At 73.1% G+C, this 18,057-nt stretch carries 14 protein-coding genes and 2 pseudogenes; 9 read left to right on the forward strand and 7 right to left on the reverse strand.

The features are described from left to right. Nucleotides 1-36 precede the first annotated feature (36 nt). On the reverse strand, nucleotides 37-498 hold the full coding sequence (locus tag ACNTMW_RS00315) for an SPW repeat protein (RefSeq protein WP_426631242.1): 462 nt from the start codon (nucleotides 496-498) through the stop codon (nucleotides 37-39). A gap of 185 nt (nucleotides 499-683) precedes the next feature. On the opposite strand from ACNTMW_RS00315, the gene ACNTMW_RS00320 reads away from it, so the two are divergent. From ACNTMW_RS00320 to ACNTMW_RS00340, 5 genes are all read left to right on the forward strand, one after another. Next, on the forward strand, nucleotides 684-1,943 hold the full coding sequence (locus ACNTMW_RS00320) for a phosphoribosyltransferase (RefSeq protein WP_426631243.1): 1,260 nt from the start codon (nucleotides 684-686) through the stop codon (nucleotides 1,941-1,943). After that, a complete protein-coding gene (locus tag ACNTMW_RS00325; protein ID WP_426631244.1) occupies nucleotides 1,940-2,650 on the forward strand; it encodes a dienelactone hydrolase family protein in 711 nt (236 codons plus the stop codon). The genes ACNTMW_RS00320 and ACNTMW_RS00325 overlap by 4 nt, the downstream gene beginning before the upstream one ends. A 297-nt stretch (nucleotides 2,651-2,947) precedes the next feature. Further along, nucleotides 2,948-4,087 carry a glycerophosphodiester phosphodiesterase gene (locus ACNTMW_RS00330; protein WP_426631245.1) on the forward strand — a complete coding sequence of 380 codons (1,140 nt, stop codon included), beginning with the start codon at nucleotides 2,948-2,950 and terminating at the stop codon, nucleotides 4,085-4,087. Between the two features lie 188 nt (nucleotides 4,088-4,275). Then, nucleotides 4,276-6,324 (forward strand): glycoside hydrolase family 44 protein, encoded by a 2,049-nt coding sequence (locus ACNTMW_RS00335; RefSeq protein WP_426631246.1) that lies wholly within the window; start codon nucleotides 4,276-4,278, stop codon nucleotides 6,322-6,324. A 204-nt stretch (nucleotides 6,325-6,528) separates the two neighbouring features. Then, entirely contained in the window at nucleotides 6,529-8,355 is a 1,827-nt protein-coding gene (locus ACNTMW_RS00340; protein ID WP_426631247.1) for a glycoside hydrolase family 3 protein, read from the forward strand. A gap of 138 nt (nucleotides 8,356-8,493) precedes the next feature. Here ACNTMW_RS00340 and ACNTMW_RS00345 read toward each other — a convergent pair. From ACNTMW_RS00345 to ACNTMW_RS00355, 3 genes and pseudogenes are all read right to left on the reverse strand, one after another. Then, nucleotides 8,494-9,612: pseudogene (locus tag ACNTMW_RS00345) on the reverse strand (polysaccharide pyruvyl transferase family protein); the annotation flags it as partial. Between the two features lie 278 nt (nucleotides 9,613-9,890). Further along, nucleotides 9,891-12,041 (reverse strand): right-handed parallel beta-helix repeat-containing protein, encoded by a 2,151-nt coding sequence (locus ACNTMW_RS00350; RefSeq protein ID WP_426631248.1) that lies wholly within the window; start codon nucleotides 12,039-12,041, stop codon nucleotides 9,891-9,893. Between the two features lie 234 nt (nucleotides 12,042-12,275). Continuing rightward, complete coding sequence (locus ACNTMW_RS00355; RefSeq protein WP_426631249.1) at nucleotides 12,276-12,644, reverse strand: DUF6401 family natural product biosynthesis protein; 369 nt, start codon at nucleotides 12,642-12,644, stop codon at nucleotides 12,276-12,278. A 230-nt stretch (nucleotides 12,645-12,874) separates the two neighbouring features. Here ACNTMW_RS00355 and ACNTMW_RS00360 point away from each other — a divergent pair, with 230 nt between their 5' ends. The 3 genes and pseudogenes from ACNTMW_RS00360 (at nucleotide 12,875) to ACNTMW_RS00370 (ending at nucleotide 14,629) form a co-directional block, all read left to right on the forward strand. Further along, nucleotides 12,875-13,597: a phosphatase PAP2 family protein gene (locus ACNTMW_RS00360; RefSeq protein ID WP_426631250.1), complete on the forward strand. Its 723-nt coding sequence runs from the start codon at nucleotides 12,875-12,877 to the stop codon at nucleotides 13,595-13,597. Nucleotides 13,598-13,756: 159 nt separating this feature from the next. Beyond that, nucleotides 13,757-13,861 (forward strand): annotated as a pseudogene (locus tag ACNTMW_RS00365) (MerR family transcriptional regulator); the annotation flags it as partial. Between the two features lie 129 nt (nucleotides 13,862-13,990). Beyond that, nucleotides 13,991-14,629 carry a DnaJ C-terminal domain-containing protein gene (locus ACNTMW_RS00370; RefSeq protein WP_426631251.1) on the forward strand — a complete coding sequence of 213 codons (639 nt, stop codon included), beginning with the start codon at nucleotides 13,991-13,993 and terminating at the stop codon, nucleotides 14,627-14,629. A gap of 10 nt (nucleotides 14,630-14,639) precedes the next feature. Here ACNTMW_RS00370 and ACNTMW_RS00375 read toward each other — a convergent pair whose 3' ends face one another. Further along, nucleotides 14,640-15,152 (reverse strand): MarR family transcriptional regulator, encoded by a 513-nt coding sequence (locus ACNTMW_RS00375; RefSeq protein WP_426631252.1) that lies wholly within the window; start codon nucleotides 15,150-15,152, stop codon nucleotides 14,640-14,642. Between the two features lie 97 nt (nucleotides 15,153-15,249). Here ACNTMW_RS00375 and ACNTMW_RS00380 point away from each other — a divergent pair, with 97 nt between their 5' ends. Further along, complete coding sequence (locus tag ACNTMW_RS00380; RefSeq protein WP_426631253.1) at nucleotides 15,250-16,140, forward strand: alpha/beta fold hydrolase; 891 nt, start codon at nucleotides 15,250-15,252, stop codon at nucleotides 16,138-16,140. Nucleotides 16,141-16,159: 19 nt separating this feature from the next. Here ACNTMW_RS00380 and ACNTMW_RS00385 read toward each other — a convergent pair whose 3' ends face one another. After that, nucleotides 16,160-17,464, reverse strand: a complete 1,305-nt coding sequence (locus tag ACNTMW_RS00385) for an NAD(P)/FAD-dependent oxidoreductase (RefSeq protein ID WP_426631254.1) — start codon at nucleotides 17,462-17,464, stop codon at nucleotides 16,160-16,162. 61 nt (nucleotides 17,465-17,525) lie between these two features. Continuing rightward, nucleotides 17,526-18,029: a GNAT family N-acetyltransferase gene (locus ACNTMW_RS00390; protein ID WP_426631255.1), complete on the reverse strand. Its 504-nt coding sequence runs from the start codon at nucleotides 18,027-18,029 to the stop codon at nucleotides 17,526-17,528. Nucleotides 18,030-18,057: the final 28 nt, after the last annotated feature.

The following is an 18,057-nucleotide window of genomic DNA, read 5'->3' on the forward strand; positions in this document are numbered from 1 at the left end:
GGGGCGTGCCCGCACCGCCCGGCCCGACCGGAGCCGTCAGTGGCGGCCGCCGGTGGGCGCCGGGCCCCGCCGGGTCCGGGCCATCGTGGTCGCAGCCAGCCCCAGCGCGAGGATCACCAGGCCGGTGATCACGTTGTTCGCGATCATGCCGCCGTCCAGCGCGGCGCCGTGGGACGCCCTGACCAGCCAGGGGGACACAATGGCCCACACGCCGAGGACCGGGACGACCCAGGAGAGGCCGTGGGTACGGCCCCATGCGGTGGCGAACGCCAGGGCCAGGATCGCCACGGCGATCCCGCAGATCAAGTTGTTGATCATAAGACCCGGGGCGACGGTGTGGAACCCGATCACCCACGGTGAGATGGCGAGGTAGACGCCGGACAGCAGCGCGAGGCCATCGATCGACTTGGCGGTCGGCGTCTCGGCGACCCGGTCGAAGCGTTCACGCAGTTCAGCTATTTCCGGGTGATCCTCGATCGACACGGTCGGTCGTACCATGGCGGCAACCTCCTTCCGCGACCTTCCCCGTTCGCCTTGCCGTACTGAAGATCAACTAACCTACCCACCGGGGAGAGATTGGCCACCGCCACGCACCCGCACCGCCGCGGAGAGGTTTGTCCACCGGCGGCCGGGTAGGCCGGATCCGGTACGCGATCCGTACCGCGTCACCGGGGAGGACAGGCATGGCCGAGCGCCTGTTCCGCGACCGAGGGGATGCCGGCCGGGTACTGGCGGGGCCCCTCGACCACTATCGCGGCCAGACCGACGTACTGGTGCTGGCCCTGCCCCGGGGCGGCGTACCCGTGGGGTACGAGGTGGCGACGGCCCTCGGCGCCCCGCTCGATGTCTTCGGAGTCCGCAAGCTGGGCGTTCCCGGCTGCGAGGAACTGGCGATGGGCGCGATCGCCAGCGGCGGCGTGGTCGTGCTCAACGACGACGTCGTCCGGGGGCTGGGTGTCACGCCGGAGGCCATCCGGTGCGTGGCCGAACAGGAGGGCCGCGTGCTGCTGCGCCGGGAGCAGGCGTACCGCGAGGGGCGGCCACCGCCGGACATCGCCGGCAGGACCGTCATCCTCGTCGACGACGGCCTCGCGACCGGCGCGAGCATGCGCGCCGCGATCCAGGCGCTCAGGCAGCACCGGCCTGCCAAGATCGTGACCGCCGTACCGGCGGCGCCGGCGTCCACCTGCCGGGAGCTGGCCGCCGTGGTCAACGAGGTCGTGTGCGCCGTCACGCCGTCGCCGTTCTTCGCCGTCAGCGCCTCGTACCGGGATTTCACCCAGACCACCGACGAGGAGGTGCGCAACCTGCTGCGCGCGGCGGCGACGAGCCGGGTAACCGCCGGCGGGCAGGGCCCGACCGACGAGGCGCTGTTAGACCTGGTCGGCGACGCGCACTTCGTGTTGATCGGCGGAGCATCCCACGGTACCCACGAGTTCTACGCGGCCCGCGCCGAGATGACCCGGCGGCTGATCGGCGACGCCCGGGCCACCGAGCTGGGCAGCGAGGGCGAGCTCGACGTCGGCCAGCTCGTCCGGGAGCGGCACGGCGGCGACTGCCGTCTGATCGGCTTCACGACGTACACGGGCACGGTGACCGCCGCCGACGACTGGGGTTCGCCCGCCGACCGGAAGTGGGTGCGGCCGGCGCTGGCCGACAGCGTCGAGGAGCTGTTCCACGAGGCGGGCGAGAAGGAGTTCGTCCTTGCCCTCCCGCCCGCGGCGCGGGCCACCGAAGCGCTGCGCGCGACGCGGCTGGAGCAGGCCATCGGCGTCATCTACCGCCCCGACACCGAGCGGCAGAGCCACTACGTCCACGTACGGGCGGCCGACCAGTTCGACGCGCTGATCCACATCGACGAGACGCGGGCGGTCGAGCCGCTGGAGCGCACCGCGGCCTGGGTACGTGGTGAGGTACCCGAGACCTATCCGTTCACCGTGTGAGACAGCACCGGGAGGACACCGTGGACGTCGCGCACCAGAGCGCCCGGATCCCCGTCGCGGGCGTCGTGCTGGAGGCCGACATCGAGGTACCCGAGCGGGCGCCCGGACTGGTCCTGTTCGCCCACGGCAGCGGCAGCAGCCGGCACAGCCCCCGCAACCGGTACGTGGCCAGCCAGCTCAACGCCGCCGGGCTGGCGACCGTACTGGCCGACCTGCTCACCCTGGAGGAGGAGCGGATCGACGCACGCACCGCCGAACTGCGGTTCGACGTCGGCCTGCTGGCCACGCGGCTGGCCGGTCTGACCGACTGGCTGGCCGACAACGAGAGCACCGCCGGCCTGGGGACGGGGGTGTTCGGCGCCAGTACCGGAGCGGCGGCGGCGCTGATCGCGGCGGCCGCGCGGCCCGCCGTCGTGCAGGCGGTCGTGTCCCGGGGCGGCCGGCCGGACCTGGCCGGCGAGTACCTGCGCCTGGTGCAACAGCCGGTGCTGCTCATCGTCGGCGGGGAGGATCCGGTCGTCATCGACCTCAACCAGGAGGCGCTGCGGGAACTCGCCGGAGAGACCCGACTGGAGATCGTTCCGGGTGCCACGCACCTGTTCGAGGAGCCGGGCGCCCTGGAAGAGGTGGCCCGGCTGGCCCGGGACTGGTTCACCGAGCGCCTGCGGCCGGTACCGGTCCACCACGGCGAACGCCGGTCGCGGTGACGACCGCACCGGGTCGCCAGCGTCACCACCGACGCGGTGCTCCCCGGTCGACGCCCTGCTCGCCGTCCCCGGACGGCCAACGGCAGGTCGCTTGAGCAGCTGATGCCGGTCAGGTCATTCTCGGCATGCGACGCGAGCGCCTGCTGCCGGGCGCGGGGCTCCCGGTCACGCAATCATTGATGACCTGATATTTCTCAGGTCGCCACGTGATCGTCGTCGTCCGTACGCCTTCGTCGGCTCGACTCTGTCGTCGGAGCCGGCCGGCGAGGGGCGCCGTCACGGCTCCGTGGAGGAGACGTGGCACGTCGTCGAGCCGTCCTGCACGTCGGCGCGCTGGTCGCGGGTGTCGCGGCGCCGGCCCTGGTCGCCGCTGGGTCGCTGGCCGCTCCGGCATCCGCCGCCACAGCGGGTACCGAGGCACCGGACGGGCGCCGCCGGCACGGCCGGCCGCTGGTCATCGGTCACCGCGGCGCGTCCGGGTACCGGCCCGAGCACACCCTCGCCTCGTACGAGCTGGCCGCCCGGATGGGCGCCGACTTCATCGAGCCCGACCTGGTCATCACCTCCGACGGGGCGCTCGTCACCCGGCACGAACCGGAGATCGGCGGGACCACGGACGTCGCGTCCCGGCCGGAGTTCGCCGGCCGCCGGACCACCAAGTCGCTCGACGGTGTGCCGACCACCGGCTGGTTCGTCGAGGACTTCACCCTCGCCGAGCTGAAGACGCTGCGCGCGGTGGAGCGGCTGCCCGAGGTACGCCAACGCAACACCCTCTACAACGGGCTGTTCGAGGTGCCGACCTTCGCCGAGGTCCTCGACCTGCGGGCGCGACTGTCCACGGAGCTGGGACGCGAGATCGGCGTCTACCCGGAGACCAAGCACCCCACGTACTTCCGCATCCACGGCAAGCCGCTGGAGGAGCCGCTGGTGCGGCTGCTGCGCCGGTACGGGCTGGACCGGCGGGACGCCCCGGCGTTCGTCCAGTCGTTCGAGGCGACCAACCTGCGGATGCTGCACTCGACGTACGGGCTGCGCACCCCGAAGGTGTTTCTCACCAGCGGGTCGGGGTCCCCGTTCGGCGACCCGCGCGGGTACGCCGACTACCTCACGCCCGCCGGGCTGCGCGAGCTGTCGCGGTACGTGGCCGGCATCGGCCCGGACAAGAACCAGGTCATCCCCCGCCGGGCGGACGGCTCCCTGGGCGCACCGTCGTCGCTGGTGGCCGACGCGCACGCGGCCGGTCTGGTGGTGCACCCGTACACGCTGCGCGCCGAGAACACGTTCCTGCCGGCCGACCTGCGGACGGGTACCGACGCGACGGCGTACGGCCGGGCCATCGACGAGCAGCTCGCCTTCCTGCGTGCCGGGGTCGACGGTGTCTTCACCGACCAGGCCGACATCGGCGTGCTCGCCCGGAAACTGCACCGGGGGTCGTGATCCGGCCCGGCCCGGCGGCGCCCCTCGCCCGGCGCCGCCGGCCGACGCATCACCGCGGGCGGGCACGCGGTAGGCGGTGCTCGGGTCGACCCCGCACGGTTGATTGACGGTAGTGAATGAATGACCTACGGTTCCCGGTGGGAGCGCTCCCGTCCATCCGAGGCCCACCGCCGCAAGGAGGCTCCGCCATGCCACCTCCCCGTACCCGCCGACCCTCCGCCCTCCGCATCGGCCCGCTCGCCGGCGCCGCCGGTGCCCCGACGACGGCAACGGCCGGCGTCGCCCCCTCGTCCACCAGGATCGCCGTGGTCGCCGCCCTCGTCGTGGCCACCACGGCCTTGGCCGGTGGCGGCGTCGCACACGCCGCCGAGACCGGCCCGGCCCTGACCGTCGACCTGACCGCGCCGACCCACCCGATCAGCCCGTACATCTACGGGATGAACTTCGCCGACGAGGCGCTGGCCGCCGAACTGCGCCTACCGGTACGCCGGTGGGGTGGCAACGCCACGACCCGCTACAACTACCTGCTGGACACCACCAACCGCGCGTCCGACTGGTACTTCGAGAACATCCCGGGCGACAACCCGGACCCGTCGAAACTGCCGGACGGCTCGGAGACCGACCGGTTCACCGACCAGGACGTGCGTACCGGTACCGACACCATCCTGACCGTGCCGCTCATCGGCTGGGCGCCGAAGGCGCGCGAGAAGGCGTGCGGCTTCAGCGTGGCGAAGTACGGGCCGCAGCAGAGCACCGACCCGTGGGCCCCGGACTGCGGCAACGGGGTACGGCCGGACGGCACCCAGATCACCGGCAACGACCCGCACGACACCAGCGTCGAGATCGGACCGGACTACATCAAGGGCTGGCTGGGCCACCTGGCGACGAAGTACGGCGACGCCGCGCACGGCGGGGTGAAGTTCTACAACCTCGACAACGAGCCCGACATCTGGTTCGCCACGCACCGCGACGTCGCGCCGGTCGGCGCCACGTACGACGAGATGCGCGACCGCACGTACGCCATCGCCGGCGCAGTGAAGGCCGCCGACCCCGGCGCGCAGACGATGGGCCCGGTCGGCTGGGGCTGGTCCTCGCTGACCCGCTCCGGGTACGACCAGCAGGCCTGCGGCCTACCCACGCCACCGCCCAACTGCTGGAGCAACCCGCCGGACTACGCCGCGCACGGCGGCGTCGGGTTCGGCGAGTGGTACCTGCGGCAGATGAAGGCGTACCAGGACGCGCACGGCACCCGCATCCTCGACTACTACGACAACCACTGGTACCCCCAGGGCAGCGGGGTCACCAGCAACGACCCGGGCGACGCGGCCACCCAGGCGCTGCGACTGCGCGAGACCCGCACGCTGTGGGACCCGAGCTACACCGACGAGAGCTGGATCAACCAGCCGGTGGCCCTCATCCCCCGGATGAAGAAGATGGTGGCCGACAACTACCCGGGCACGAAGGTCGCGGTCACCGAGTACAACTTCGGCGCGCTGGGCTCGCTCAACGGCGCCCTCGCCCAGGCCGACGTGCTGGGCATCCTCGGCCGGGAGGGCGCCGACCTGGCCACCCTGTGGGCACCGCCGTCGGCGACCGACCCCGGCGCGTACGCCTTCCGGATGTACCGCAACTACGACGGCAACGGCGGCGCGTTCGGCGACGTCTCGGTGTCGGCGACCAGCGGCGACCAGGGCCGGCTGGCCGTCTACGGCGCCCGCCGCACCGCCGACGGTGCGCTGACGCTGATGGTGGTCAACAAGACCGGCACCGACCTGGCGGCCCCGCTCACGGTCACCGGGAAGCTACCCGGCCGGACCGCCCAGGTGTACCGGTACAGCGGCACGAACCTGGCCGCGATCGCGCACGCGCCGGACGCGACGTTCGACGCCGCCGGCACGCTGTCGGCGACGTTCCCGGCGGAATCCGTCACCGCCCTGGTCGTCGCCGACACGGTCGCGCCCGGCGCCCCCGGTACACCGGTCGCCGGCCGGCCGACCGCGACCGGCGTGACCCTGTCGTGGCCGGCGGCCACCGACAACGTCGGCGTCGCCGGGTACGACGTGTGGCAGCAGCACGGCGACCGCATCGTCCGGGCCGGCACCACGACGTCGACCCGGCTGACGGTGACGGGGCTGGCGCCCCGGCAGCGGTACACGTTCTGGGTGCGCGCCCGCGACGCGGCCGGCAACGTCGGTGCCCCGTCGCGGCCGGTAGCGGTGACGACCCCGCCCCGCTGACGCTCCCCTCCCCCCCCATGCTCACGGAGAATTTTCCGGGTCGGCGCACGGAAAATCCTCCGTGAGCATGCGTAGCGGCGGCCCGCGATCACAGAAACGGTCGACGTTGGAGAATTTCCACGGCTTCGATCCGCGGACGGGTACTTTTTTCCGGATCTGGTGTAGATAATGGTCGATGCCAGTCCGCCGCGCCGGGAGGTCTGTATGTCCACGCGCACCCGCCTGTCCGCCGCCATCGGCGCGCTGACCACCGTCACGATGCTGTCGGGCGTGGTCGAGCCGACCGCCGCAGCCGCCGCGGACCGGCCGCCGCTACCGTCCTGCCGGCCCGCCGACGTGGCGGCGTGCACCTGGGCCTGGGCCACGGCCCGGCGGATGACCCTCGAGGAGAAGGTCGGCCAGCTGTTCGTCACGTACGCCTACGGCACCGCGGCCGACACCACCGACCCGGACGACGTCGCGGCCAACCGGGAGCTGTACGGCGTGGACAACGCCGCCCAGCTCATCGACCGGTACCGGCTCGGCGGCATCATCTACTTCGCCTGGTCACACAACGTCAACAGCCCCGACCAGATCGCCGCGCTGTCCAACGGTGTCCAGCGCGCCGCCGCCCGGACCCGGATACCGGTGCCCCTGCTCATCGGCACCGACCAGGAGCAGGGCATCGTGACCCGGATCGGCCCGCCGGCCACCCAGTTCCCCGGCAACATGGCGCTCGGCGCCGACCGCCGCACCGCCGACACCCGTACCGCCGCGTCCATCACCGCCGCCGAGCTGCACGCGATGGGGGTCAACCAGGACTACGCCCCCGACGCCGACGTCAACACCAACCCGGCCAACCCGGTGATCGGCGTCCGGTCGTTCAGCTCCGACCCCACCCTCGCCGCCACGCTCACCCGCGAGGCGGTGACCGGCTACCAGCGCGAAAACGTCGCCGCGACCGCCAAGCACTTCCCCGGCCACGGCGACACCAACGTCGACAGCCACACCGGGATACCCGTCATCGGGCACACCCGGCAGCAGTGGGAACAGCTCGACCGCCCGCCCTTCGCCGCCGCGGTCGCCGCGCACGTCGACGCCATCATGACCGCCCACATCGTGGTGCCGGCCCTGGACCCGTCCGGCGACCCGGCCACGCTGTCGCAACCGATCGTCACCGGCATCCTGCGCAAGGAACTGGGCTACGACGGCGTGGTGATCACCGACTCGCTGGGGATGGCCGGGGTGCGGCAGAAGTACGGCGACGGCCGGGTGCCGGTACTGGCACTCAAGGCCGGCGTGGACCAGTTGCTCATGCCGCCGGACCTGGACCTGGCGTACCGGTCGGTGCTGGCCGCCGTCCGCGACGGGGAGCTGACCGAGCGCCGCATCGACGAGTCGGTCCAGCGCATCCTGCGGTTGAAGTTCCGCCGCGGCCTGGTGCGCAACCCGTACGTCGACGCCTCCCGGCTCCCGGCGACGGTCGGCACCGCCGACCACCTGGCGACCGCCCAGGCGATCACCGACCGGACCACGACCCTGGTCCGCAACGACCGCGCGACGCTGCCGCTGCCGGCACAGCCGGGCCGCAAGGTCCTGGTCACCGGCTGGGGGGTGGCCACCACCGCCACCCTCGCGGCCGACCTCGGCCGCCGCGGCCAGGTCACGGACACGCTCACGACCGGCGCCGCACCGACCCAGGCGCAGATCGACGCCGCGGTCGCCGCCTCCGGTACCCACGACCTGACCGTCGTCACCACCAACGGGCTGCGCGCCAACCCGCAGCAGCGGCGACTGGTCGAGGCGCTCCAGGCCACCGGCGTCCCGCTGGTCGTGGCGGCCGTCGCCGAGCCGTACGACATCGCGTACGTGCCGACCGTGCCGGCGTACCTGGCCACCTACAGCTACACCGCCATCGCGCTGGAGTCGCTGACCCGGGTGCTGTTCGGCGAGGTGGCCCCGGCCGGCCGCCTCCCGGTCACCATCCCGGCGGCGGACGCGGCGGGCACCACGCTGTACCCGTTCGGCCACGGCCTGGCCTACCCCGCCTGAGGTCGTGCGACCGGGCGGCTACCGGCTCATCGCCTGCACCATCGGGTAGACGCAGCCGGCCGCCAGCACCGCCCCGGGCACCGGGAACGGCACCCGATCGGCCCCGGCGCCCGCCTCCACCGGGCGCCGGGGCGGGAAGATCCGGTCGAGGTGGGCGCCGAGGCGCTCACCGGTCAGGGCGGCCCGGTCGCGTAGCGCCGCCAGCCTGGCCGCCGCGTCGCCGGCCCGCAACGGCCGCTCGTCCCACAGCCGGTCCACCTCGGCCATCAGCGGCCCGCACGCCTCCCGTACCACTCCCCGCAGCGCGGGCGCCCCGATCTGCTGGGCGAAGTCGAACACCTTGCCGGCGTACGGCAACGGCAGCACCGGTACGCCCGACATCGCGGCGAAGATGAGAAAATGCAGGCGCATCCCGACCGCCAGGTCGATGTGGCGCATCAGGCCGAGGATCTGGCGGGGGCGGTAGCTGCCGTGCAGGACCCGGCACTGGTCCACCGCCGTCATGTACGACAGCACGGCGTGCGCGTGCCCGATGTCCTTCCGCTCCATCGGGATGAACAGCACGTGCGCGTCCAGCCGGTGCACCATGAAGTCACCCACGTGGGCCAGCAGCTGGTGGTACGAGTCCACGTCGAGCTGCTGGGCGGCGCGCCCGGGCTCGCGCACGCTCATGCCGATCCAGCGCTTGCCGTTGGGCACCACCCACTCGCTCTGCGCCGCGTCGCCGGCGAACTCCTCCGGCTCCAGCAGCAGCGCCGGGTCGGCGGTGACCGTCACCGGGCAGCCGAGCCCCGCCTCCTCCAGGGCCAGCTTGGACTCCTCGTCGCGCACGGTCACCTCGACGCAGCCGGGCAGGATCTCGCGCACCATCGCGCAGTCGAGGTCCTCGGTCAGCGGGCCGGCGCCCAGCGCGTACGTGAACACCGGCACCCCGCACTCCTGCGCGATGCCGACCAGGCGCAGGTACCGGCGGGCCTCGGTGTCGTACAGGATGCCGCCGCCGCCGAGGATCAGCAGGTCCAGCCCACGCAGGACGCCCGCCATCCGCTCCCGGTTGACCCCGTGCCAGCCCATGGCCTCCACGTCGGGGAAGGCCCACCGGGTGTACTCGGGGTCACGTGAGAAGACCAGGACCCGCACGTCCGGCCGGCGCCGGCGCAGGTCACCGAGGAGACTGGTCAGGATCGCCTCGTCACCGAGGTTCCGCCCGCCGTACGAGCCGAGCACCCCGACGGTGAGGACGCGTTCAGTTGCCATCACCGGACCCCCTGGCATCAGGCGCTGCCCCACGACCGGCTGCCCACTCGTACTCCTGCCGCACCCCACCGCCGTGGCGGTGCGTGCGGGCAGGCCCGTAAACGGCAGGTCCACGCAGCTCGTATGAGGGTCGGCAGCACCCGCCTCGCCCGGCGTGGTCTTGTGCTGCTCCCGGCGTGCCGACTACCCGCAACCCACGGGCGCAAAACGCGGCCGCGGCGAGACACGCGGACTCCGCACGGTACGCCAGGCGCGGCCGGTACAGCTGGCGCCGCCGGTCAGCGGCGGTCGCCGGTGCCGTGTCTGTCGACGCCCTGGTCGTCGACGCCGTGGTTGTCGACGCCGTGGTTGTCGCGCCAGCAGCCACCGGCCGGCGGGGTGTCGAACCGGACGCCGTCGACCGCGTTGCCGACCAGGTTGTTGTCCTCCACCCAACCCGACACGCAGCTACCCCGCTCGGTGATCCAGAGGCCGTACGTCTGGGTACCGGGATCCTGGTTGTCCCAGATCCGGTTGCCCCGCACGGTCAACCGGCGCGCGACCGCGTCCACCGTGACACCCGCCCGGGGCTCCGGCGCGTCCGGCAGCTCGTACGGGGTCCCGTCGGGCGGGGTGCCGCCGTCCCACGCGGTCGTCGCGCCGGGCCGACGTGGCCCGAGCCGCAGCTCGGTGGCGGTGTTGCCGGTGACCAGCACGTGCTCGGCGCCGACGGTGAGCAACTTGCCGAGGTGCCCATCCGGAGGCCAGTCGGCGCCGCGGTCGGACAGGGTCAGGGCCGTGTAGCTGACCCCGTCGCCTCCCCCGGAGGCCCCGGGTGCGCAGCACCGACCGTTGTTGCGGACCCGGTTGTCGACCAGGGCCGCGTCGGTGAGGTCGGCGTCGACGCGGATGCCGTCCAGCGCGTTGGCCCAGATCTCGTTGCCGTTCAGGGCGATGTCGCCGGTAGGCTGCTGGTTGCCCCGCCCGATGTTGTGCTGCCGGTATCCGTACCGCCCGTTGCCGCTGATCCGGTTGGCGGTGAACGTGTACGGGCCCGGGGTGTTGCCGATTCCCAGCCCGTCGCCGATGTTGCGGTCGATCACGCAGTTGGTCACGATGCCGCCGCGCCCCGCGATCGACGCCGTGCCGAGGCCGGAGATGTCGAACCCGGCCTCGTGATTGCCGATCATCGTGCAGGCCGAGACGATCAGCCCCTCGGCACCCCAGTCGGAGATGCCGTACCGGTTGTCCTCGGTGTGGCAGCCGATGATGCGGATCCCGCGCGGCGGTGGCCACATGTCCTCCTGCAACTCCAGGAAGATCCCGTTGGTGCCGTTGCCGGTGACGATGCAGTCAGTGATCGTGAGCCGCTCGATCGCGCCCCAGCCGCCGATACCGATACCGATGCCGGCTCCGCCCATCTGCACACCGCTGTCGAGCCGCCCGCAGCGCCGCGCGACCACGCCCTCGATCAAGGTGTCCTGGAGGAAGTCGCAGCCCAGCCCGGTGGCGGCGGTGTCATGGATGTACAGGTCCCGGAACCGCCCCCGCACCATGTACTGCAGGCCCAGCCCCTTGGCCAGCACGTGGTATCGCGACAGCACGACTCCCGAACCGTCGATCTCGAACCGGGCGAAGGTGCAGTCGGCCAGGTGGTTGTCGCGACCGGCGCCGTGCTCGATGGCGGTGAAGAAGGCCAGCGGCGTCGGGTCGGCCCGGTTCCCGGCGTTCGACAGGACGAACCGGGTCGCGCCCGGCCCGGCGCCGACCAGCGACACCCCGCTGCGCCAGACGGTACCGGCGTCGCGGATCGAGTACACGCCGGGCGGGCAGTAGACCACCCGGCGTAGGCCGTCGGCGGCGCACGCGCCACCGAGCGTGTCCACCAGCGCCTGCAGCGCCGGCTGGTCGTTGGTCGTCCCGTCCCCGGCAAGGCCGTGCTCGCGGGCGTTGTACACCAAGCCGTCCGCGCCGGCGTCGTCGGTCGGCGGCGGCTCTGTCCACCCGGCGCCTGCGTCCGTCGCCGCCCGACGCGCGGCCGGGCGTTCCCGGGACACCGGGCGTTCCTCGGCCGCCGGGCGTTCCCGGGACACCGGGCGTTCCCGGGGCGCCGGCGGCGGGATCACCGCGGGCAGGTTGACCGTGGGCTCCGAGGCGGGCAGGGCCATCGTGTAGGTCCGTCCCGGCGCGTCCGACCACCGCTCGGTCACCCGGTACCGCCAGCCGGAGGGGCTGATCCCCGCCGCATCCGTCGCGAGCAGTTCAAGGGTGAACCGGCCGGACTCGTCGAGTTGTGCCTCGGCCCGGCCCACCACGGCGATCCCCCGGTCGGCGCTGGTGAGCTGGGCGGGCTCCGGCTCGATGAGAATGCTGCCGCGGCAGGGCCGCCCGTCCGGGCGCACGTACCGTCCGGTCACCACGACCGTCTGCAGGCCCTCGAGCAGACGCATCGGCCAGCCTCCCACGTCACCGGTGCAATTCCCCGCGTGCCGGCGACCAAACGCGGCCGCCGAGCCCCTCCCCGCTGACCCACCCAAGATCCGCGCAATGTCGCAAACTGTGCTGCCACGGTTCGCGCGGATGCCGCAATGTCGGCGACATTGCGTGGGTCCTGGGGTGGGTCCTGGGGTGGGTCAGCGGGGTGGTTCTCGGCAGCCACCCGCCGCACGGGGAAGCACGGGGGCTTACAGGCAGTCCGACTCCACCGCGACGGCGCAGACGGCGAGCAGCCGCAGCAGGTACCAGTCCGCCCGTTCCCAGTCGACCGCACCCGGGTCGGTGGGCAGCAGGTGGGCGGCGCGCTGGGCGTCGGCGAGCACCACGGCCGCGTAGTCGGCCAGCTCGACCGGCTCGATACCGGTGGCGTCCAGTGCCACGTTGTCGCGTACCACGGCCGCGTGGTCGGCCACGGCCGTCCCCAGCGACGGCGACCGCAGCGTGGCCACCAGTCCGTCGACCCCGACGCGCGCCATCAGCTCGTCGAGGAACGCGCGCGACCGCGCGACGCGGGCCTCCTCCCGAGCGGGATCGGCGGTGACGAGCAACGTCTCCATGAGACCACCATATGGACATAATGAGCGCGAAACGGGCGACGCAACTGGCTCGCTACCCCCCACCACCACGACCGCACCGCGCCCTCGACCACGGCGCTCGTCCATCCATGTCGGACGGTTGGCGGCGCGGGCTCGTCACCGTCGCACACACGCCGCCGCTCCGACGCGACGGGTACCATCGCCGCGACCACCGTGCGGGCGGCGACCCGCACGAACCACTGGAGGACGACATGGATCCGGTCGACGTCTCCCCGGCACGCATGCCGGACGGTGCCGTTCCCGCGCCTACCCCGACCGGGGCCGCGCCCACCCCGACCGGGGCCGCGGACACCCCGACCGAGGCCGCGGACACCCAGACCGGGGCCGCGCCCACCCCGGCCGAACGGTTGGCCCGGGTCGTCACGGAGGTGTTCGCGCCGGCCGTGCTGGCCGCGACCATGCCTGTGGTAATCGGGGTGCACGCCGCACCGACCGTGCCGGCGGGCCTCGGTTGGGCCGCGCTCGCCCTGCTGTTCTCCGCTGTCGTCCCGTACGCGATCGTCCGCATCGGCATGCGCCTCGGCAAGATCACCGACCATCACATCGGGGTACGCGAACAGCGCCGGATCCCGTTGCTGTTCGCGGTCGGATCGGTGCTCATCGGCCTCGCCATCCTCGCCGCGCTGCACGCGCCCCGCGAACTCATCGCGATGGTGGTGGTGATGCTGGTGGTCCTGGTCGGTATCGGCGCGGTCAACCTGGCCTGGAAGTTGTCGGCGCACGCCGCCGTGGCCTCCGGTTCGGCCACCGTCCTGGTCCTGGTCTTCGGCCCGGCCCTGCTGGCCACCGGGGTCCTCGTGGCGCTGATCGGCTGGTCGCGGGTCCGATTGCGGGACCACACCGCCGGGCAGGTCGTCGCCGGTGCCCTGCTCGGCGTCCCGTTCGCCGCGGTGACCTTCGTGCTCCTGCGGTGACCCGCGCGCTCCCGCCGTGACCCGCGCGCTCCCGCGGTGACCACGGCCCGCCGCCGGCGACCCGCACGCTCCCGCCGTGACCACGGCCCGCCGCCGGCGACCCGCACGCTCCCGCCGTGACCACGGCCCGCCGCCGGCGACGCGGCGCTCGTCGCACCGGCGCGCACGGACGGCGGTTCCCGGCGGTACAGCGACAACGACCTCGTCCGACTACGCCGGATCACCGCGCTGACCGGCTACGGGGTCAACCTCGCCGGCATTCGCCGCATCATGGAACTCGAGGAGGAACTCGCCGGGCTGCGGGCCGAGATCTCGCGGCCGCGCGAGCCGGGACCGACCGCGGGTAGGAGAGCCGAGCGCGGGTAGGAGCGGACAGCGCGGGTAGGAGCGGACGTGGCCGCGAGACGGGACGTCCCCGACCGCAACGGGGAGCCGCCTCCACCGGGACGGTGGGGCCGGTTCCGCCCGCGCGCGACCCGCGGCCGCGACATCGAGGCCGAGATCGAGGTGAGCGTCGCGGAGGCGTACACCGGCGGGCGCTGCCGGGTCGCCCTGGAGACCACGACCGGTACCCGCGACTACGGCGTCACCATCCCGGCCGGGGTGACCGACGGGTACCGCCTGCGGATGATCGGCCGGGGCGGACCCGGCGTCGGCGGGGGGCCGCCGGGCGACCTGGTTCTCGTGGTACACCTCGTGCCGGGCGCCCGCTGCCGGGTCGACGGGCGCGACGTGACCGTCGTCGTGCCCGTCGCGCCGTGGGAGGCCGCGCTGGGCGCCACCGTGGCGGCACCGACCCCGGCGGGACCGGTCCCGGTACGGGTTCCGGCCGGCGCGTCGAGTGGGCGGCGGCTCCGGCTGCCCGGACTCGGTCTGCCCGATCCCCGGGGAGCCCCGGGCGACCTGTACGCCGAGATCGAGGTGGTCGTGCCGGACGCCCCGACGGCGGCCGAACGCGCCCTGTTCGCCCGGCTGGCCGAGCTGTCGTCCTTCGACCCCCGGTCCGCGCGGCCACCGTCCGGCAGCCGTTGACCGCCGCCCGTCAGCGGGTCGGATCCGGGGCGACCGACCGCGGTGCTTCGCGGACCCCCTCCGCCCCGGCCCGCCGGACGGTGGCGACCACGTCGTTCATGGCGCGCAGGAACCGCTCGACCGTCGCCAGTTCCGCCTCGTCGAACGACCGCATCGCGCCCACCATCCCGCTGATCAGTGGGCCGAAGAAGGACCAGCCCAGGTCCATGGCCTTCGACGAGACGACGAGCCGCACCCGGCGGCGGTCGCGGGTGTCCCGCTCGCGGCGGACGTGACCGAGCCGTTCCAGTCGGTCGACCAGCGCGGTGACGGCGGCGGAGTTCAGCCCGATCTGCCGGCCGAGCCAGCCGGGGGTCGCGGGGAGGTCCGACCGGGCGGCGTCGATCAGATGGATGAGCGCCCGCAGGTCGGTGGGGTGCAGTCCGTGCACGCGGGCGAACTCGGCGCCGGAGAGGTCGAGGTCCACCGTGATCGCCCGGAGCAGGTGGACCATCCGCATGCCCGGTTGCCGGTCATCTACCACGTCCGCAACATCCATTGATCAGTCTCACTAACCCAGCTAGTATCTCGATCGTCGAGAATATTTATCGGTTACCTAACCGGCAACCACGAGGTGACGCATGACCGATGATCCCTTGTCGCGCCCCCTGTCCGCGCCCGCCTTCGCGTCCACTGCGGATGGTGCCCGCTTCTTCGCCGCCTACGACGCCGCCCTCGCCCGGTGGCCGGTCACTCCCGAGGCCGTCGACCTGCCATCGGCGTACGGCACCACGCGCGTCAACGTCTGCGGGCCGGCGGACGCGCCGCCGCTCGTACTGCTGCCCAGCGGCGGGGCCACCTCGACGGTCTGGTTCGCCAACGTCGGCGAACTGAGCCGCACCCACCGGGTGTACGCGGTCGACACCATCGGCTTCACCGGCCGCAGCGTCCACGACGGCCGGCCGGTACGCACGCCGGCCGACCTGATGGACTGGCTGGACACCGTGTTCGCGGGCCTCGGCATCGCGCGCGCCGACCTGTGCGGCCACTCGTACGGCGCCTGGCTGTCGCTCGGCTATGCCCTGCACGCACCGGGACGGGTCGGCAGGATCGCCCTGCTCGACCCGACCGACTGTTTCGCCCGCCTCGGAATGGCCTACCGGCTACGCGCCGTGCCGATGTTCATCCGGCCCACCCCGGGCTGGCTACGGTGGTACTTCGCCTGGGAGACCGGCGGCGCGGCCCTCGACCCCGCCTGGATGAGGATGGCGGAACTCGGGACCCGGTTCCCCTCGTCGAGGATCGTCCTGCCGCGCCACCCCACGGCCGGGCAACTGCGCGCCTGTACCGCGCCCACCCTGATCGTGCTGGCCGAGAACAGCAAGGCGCACGACATCCGGTCGGTGGCGGCCAACGCGCGCCGGATGATGCCGCACTCCACCATCACGACGCTGCCCGGCGCGACCCACCACACCCTCCCGATGGCCCCCGCGGGACCGCTGAACCGGGAACTGGTGGCCTTCTTCTCCTAAAACCGTGGCCGCCCGGTCGTCAACCGGCCCCGGCCACCACCTCCGGCGTCGCCGCCTCGAGCGGTACCGCGGGCGACCGGACCAGGCCCAGCTGCGCGGTCTGGCGTGGCAGCAGCACGTTGAGCGTCCAGTCGGCGGCGGTACGGGTACGGTTGCCCGGCAACGCGAGCAGGTGGTAGCCACGGGTCACCGCCTTGGCGGGCAGGCCCGACAGCGGCACCCCCATCGGGTTCGCGGCCGCCTGCATGCCGCCCAGGTCCACCACGAAACCGAGCTCACGGTGCCGGTACGGCTTGCGGTGCCCCGCGCCGTACGACGCCGCGATGTTGTGCGCGACCCGCCTGCCCTGCCGCTGCGCGTGCTGCGCCGTCATCGCCGTGAGCTGCCCCGGCCGGGTCAGGTCCGGAACGGCCGCGACATCACCGCAGGCGTACACCTCCGGATGGCCGGGCACGTTGAGGTACTCGTCGACCAGCAACCGGCCCTTCACCGTCTCCAGGCCGATCGCGTCGACGAGCGGGTCCGGCCGTACCCCGACACACCAGATCAGCGAACGGGTGGCCACGAAACTCCCGTCGGTGAGCCGTACCCCCTCGTGCGTCGCCTCGGCCACCGACACGCCCGTCCGCACGTCCACGCCGCGCCGGCGCAACACCCGGTCGGCGGTACGGGACAGCCGCTCGTCGAGCTCGGGCAGGACCCGGGGCGCCACGTCCAGCAGCAGCCAGCGTGGCCGCCACTGCGCCAGCCGGGGGTGGCGGGCGTGCAGCACGTCGGTGTAGAGCACGCCCTGCGCGGTGACCTCGGTGCCGGTGTACCCGGCACCGACCACGACGAACGTGGTGCGCGCGGTGCGCTCGTGCGGGTCGTCGCCGGCGTCGGCCAGTTCGAACTGGCGGGTCAGGTGGTCGCGCAGGTACAGTGCCTCCGGCACACCCCGGAAACCGTGCGCGTACTCGGTCACGCCGGGGATCGGTAGCAGCTTGTTGACGCTCCCGGCGGCCAGGACCAGCCGGTCGTACCCGATCTCGGCGTGGCGGCCCTCCGGGTTCACCCACCGCACCCGGCGGGCGTCGAGGTCCACGCGGTACACCTCGCCCAGGATCAGCCGCACGCCAGGCAGGGTCTCGGGTACCGACACCGCCACCCGGCGCGCCTCCAGCAGGCCGACGGCGACCTCCGGCAGCAGCGGCAGGTACAGGAAGTAGTCGGTCGGATTGATGACCACCACCTCGGCGCGGTCGCGCGCCAGCCGCACCAGAGTGCGGGCCGCGTGGTAGCCCGCGAACCCGGCCCCGACGATCAGGATCCTGGGTCTGGCCACGCCGCCCCCTTCCACCGGTCGCCCGCCTCGCGCTACCCCCGCGCGGTGAGCACAAACGGACTCAGGCGAGGCACTTGCCGAACCAGTGGTCGGCGTACGGGTCGTCCGAATACGGGGCGGTCTCGACGTACCCGTGCCGGGCATACAGCCGCCGCGCCTCCACCAGGTCGTGCCGGGTGTCGAGGCGCACGCTGCTGGCGCCCAGGTCACGGGCGGCGCGTTCGACCGCACCGAGCAGGAGGGCGCCCCCGCCGAGACCGCGCGTCCGCGGTCGCACGTACAGCCGCTTGATCTCGGCGACCTCGGGACCGACCAGCCGTAGCCCGACACAGCCCGCCGGACCGCCGTCGAGCCGGGCGAGCAGGAACAGTCCGCCCGGTGGCGCGAGGCCGGCGCCGGGATCGCCATCCGTCGCCGCGTCGACCTCGGCGTCGGTGGCCGGGCGGTGGTAGTACCGGCTCACCACCTCGGTAACGTACTCGCGCAGCAGGTCGGCCGCGTCGGCCCGGCCGACCGGTACGACCTCGACGGTCCAGGTGCGGCCGAGGTTCGAGGAAACCGTCACTCCGCCATCGTTCCAGTGACCGCCAGCC

It is taken from the genome of Planosporangium spinosum, from assembly GCF_049999945.1.
Classification (GTDB): Bacteria; Actinomycetota; Actinomycetes; order Mycobacteriales; family Micromonosporaceae; genus Planosporangium; species Planosporangium spinosum.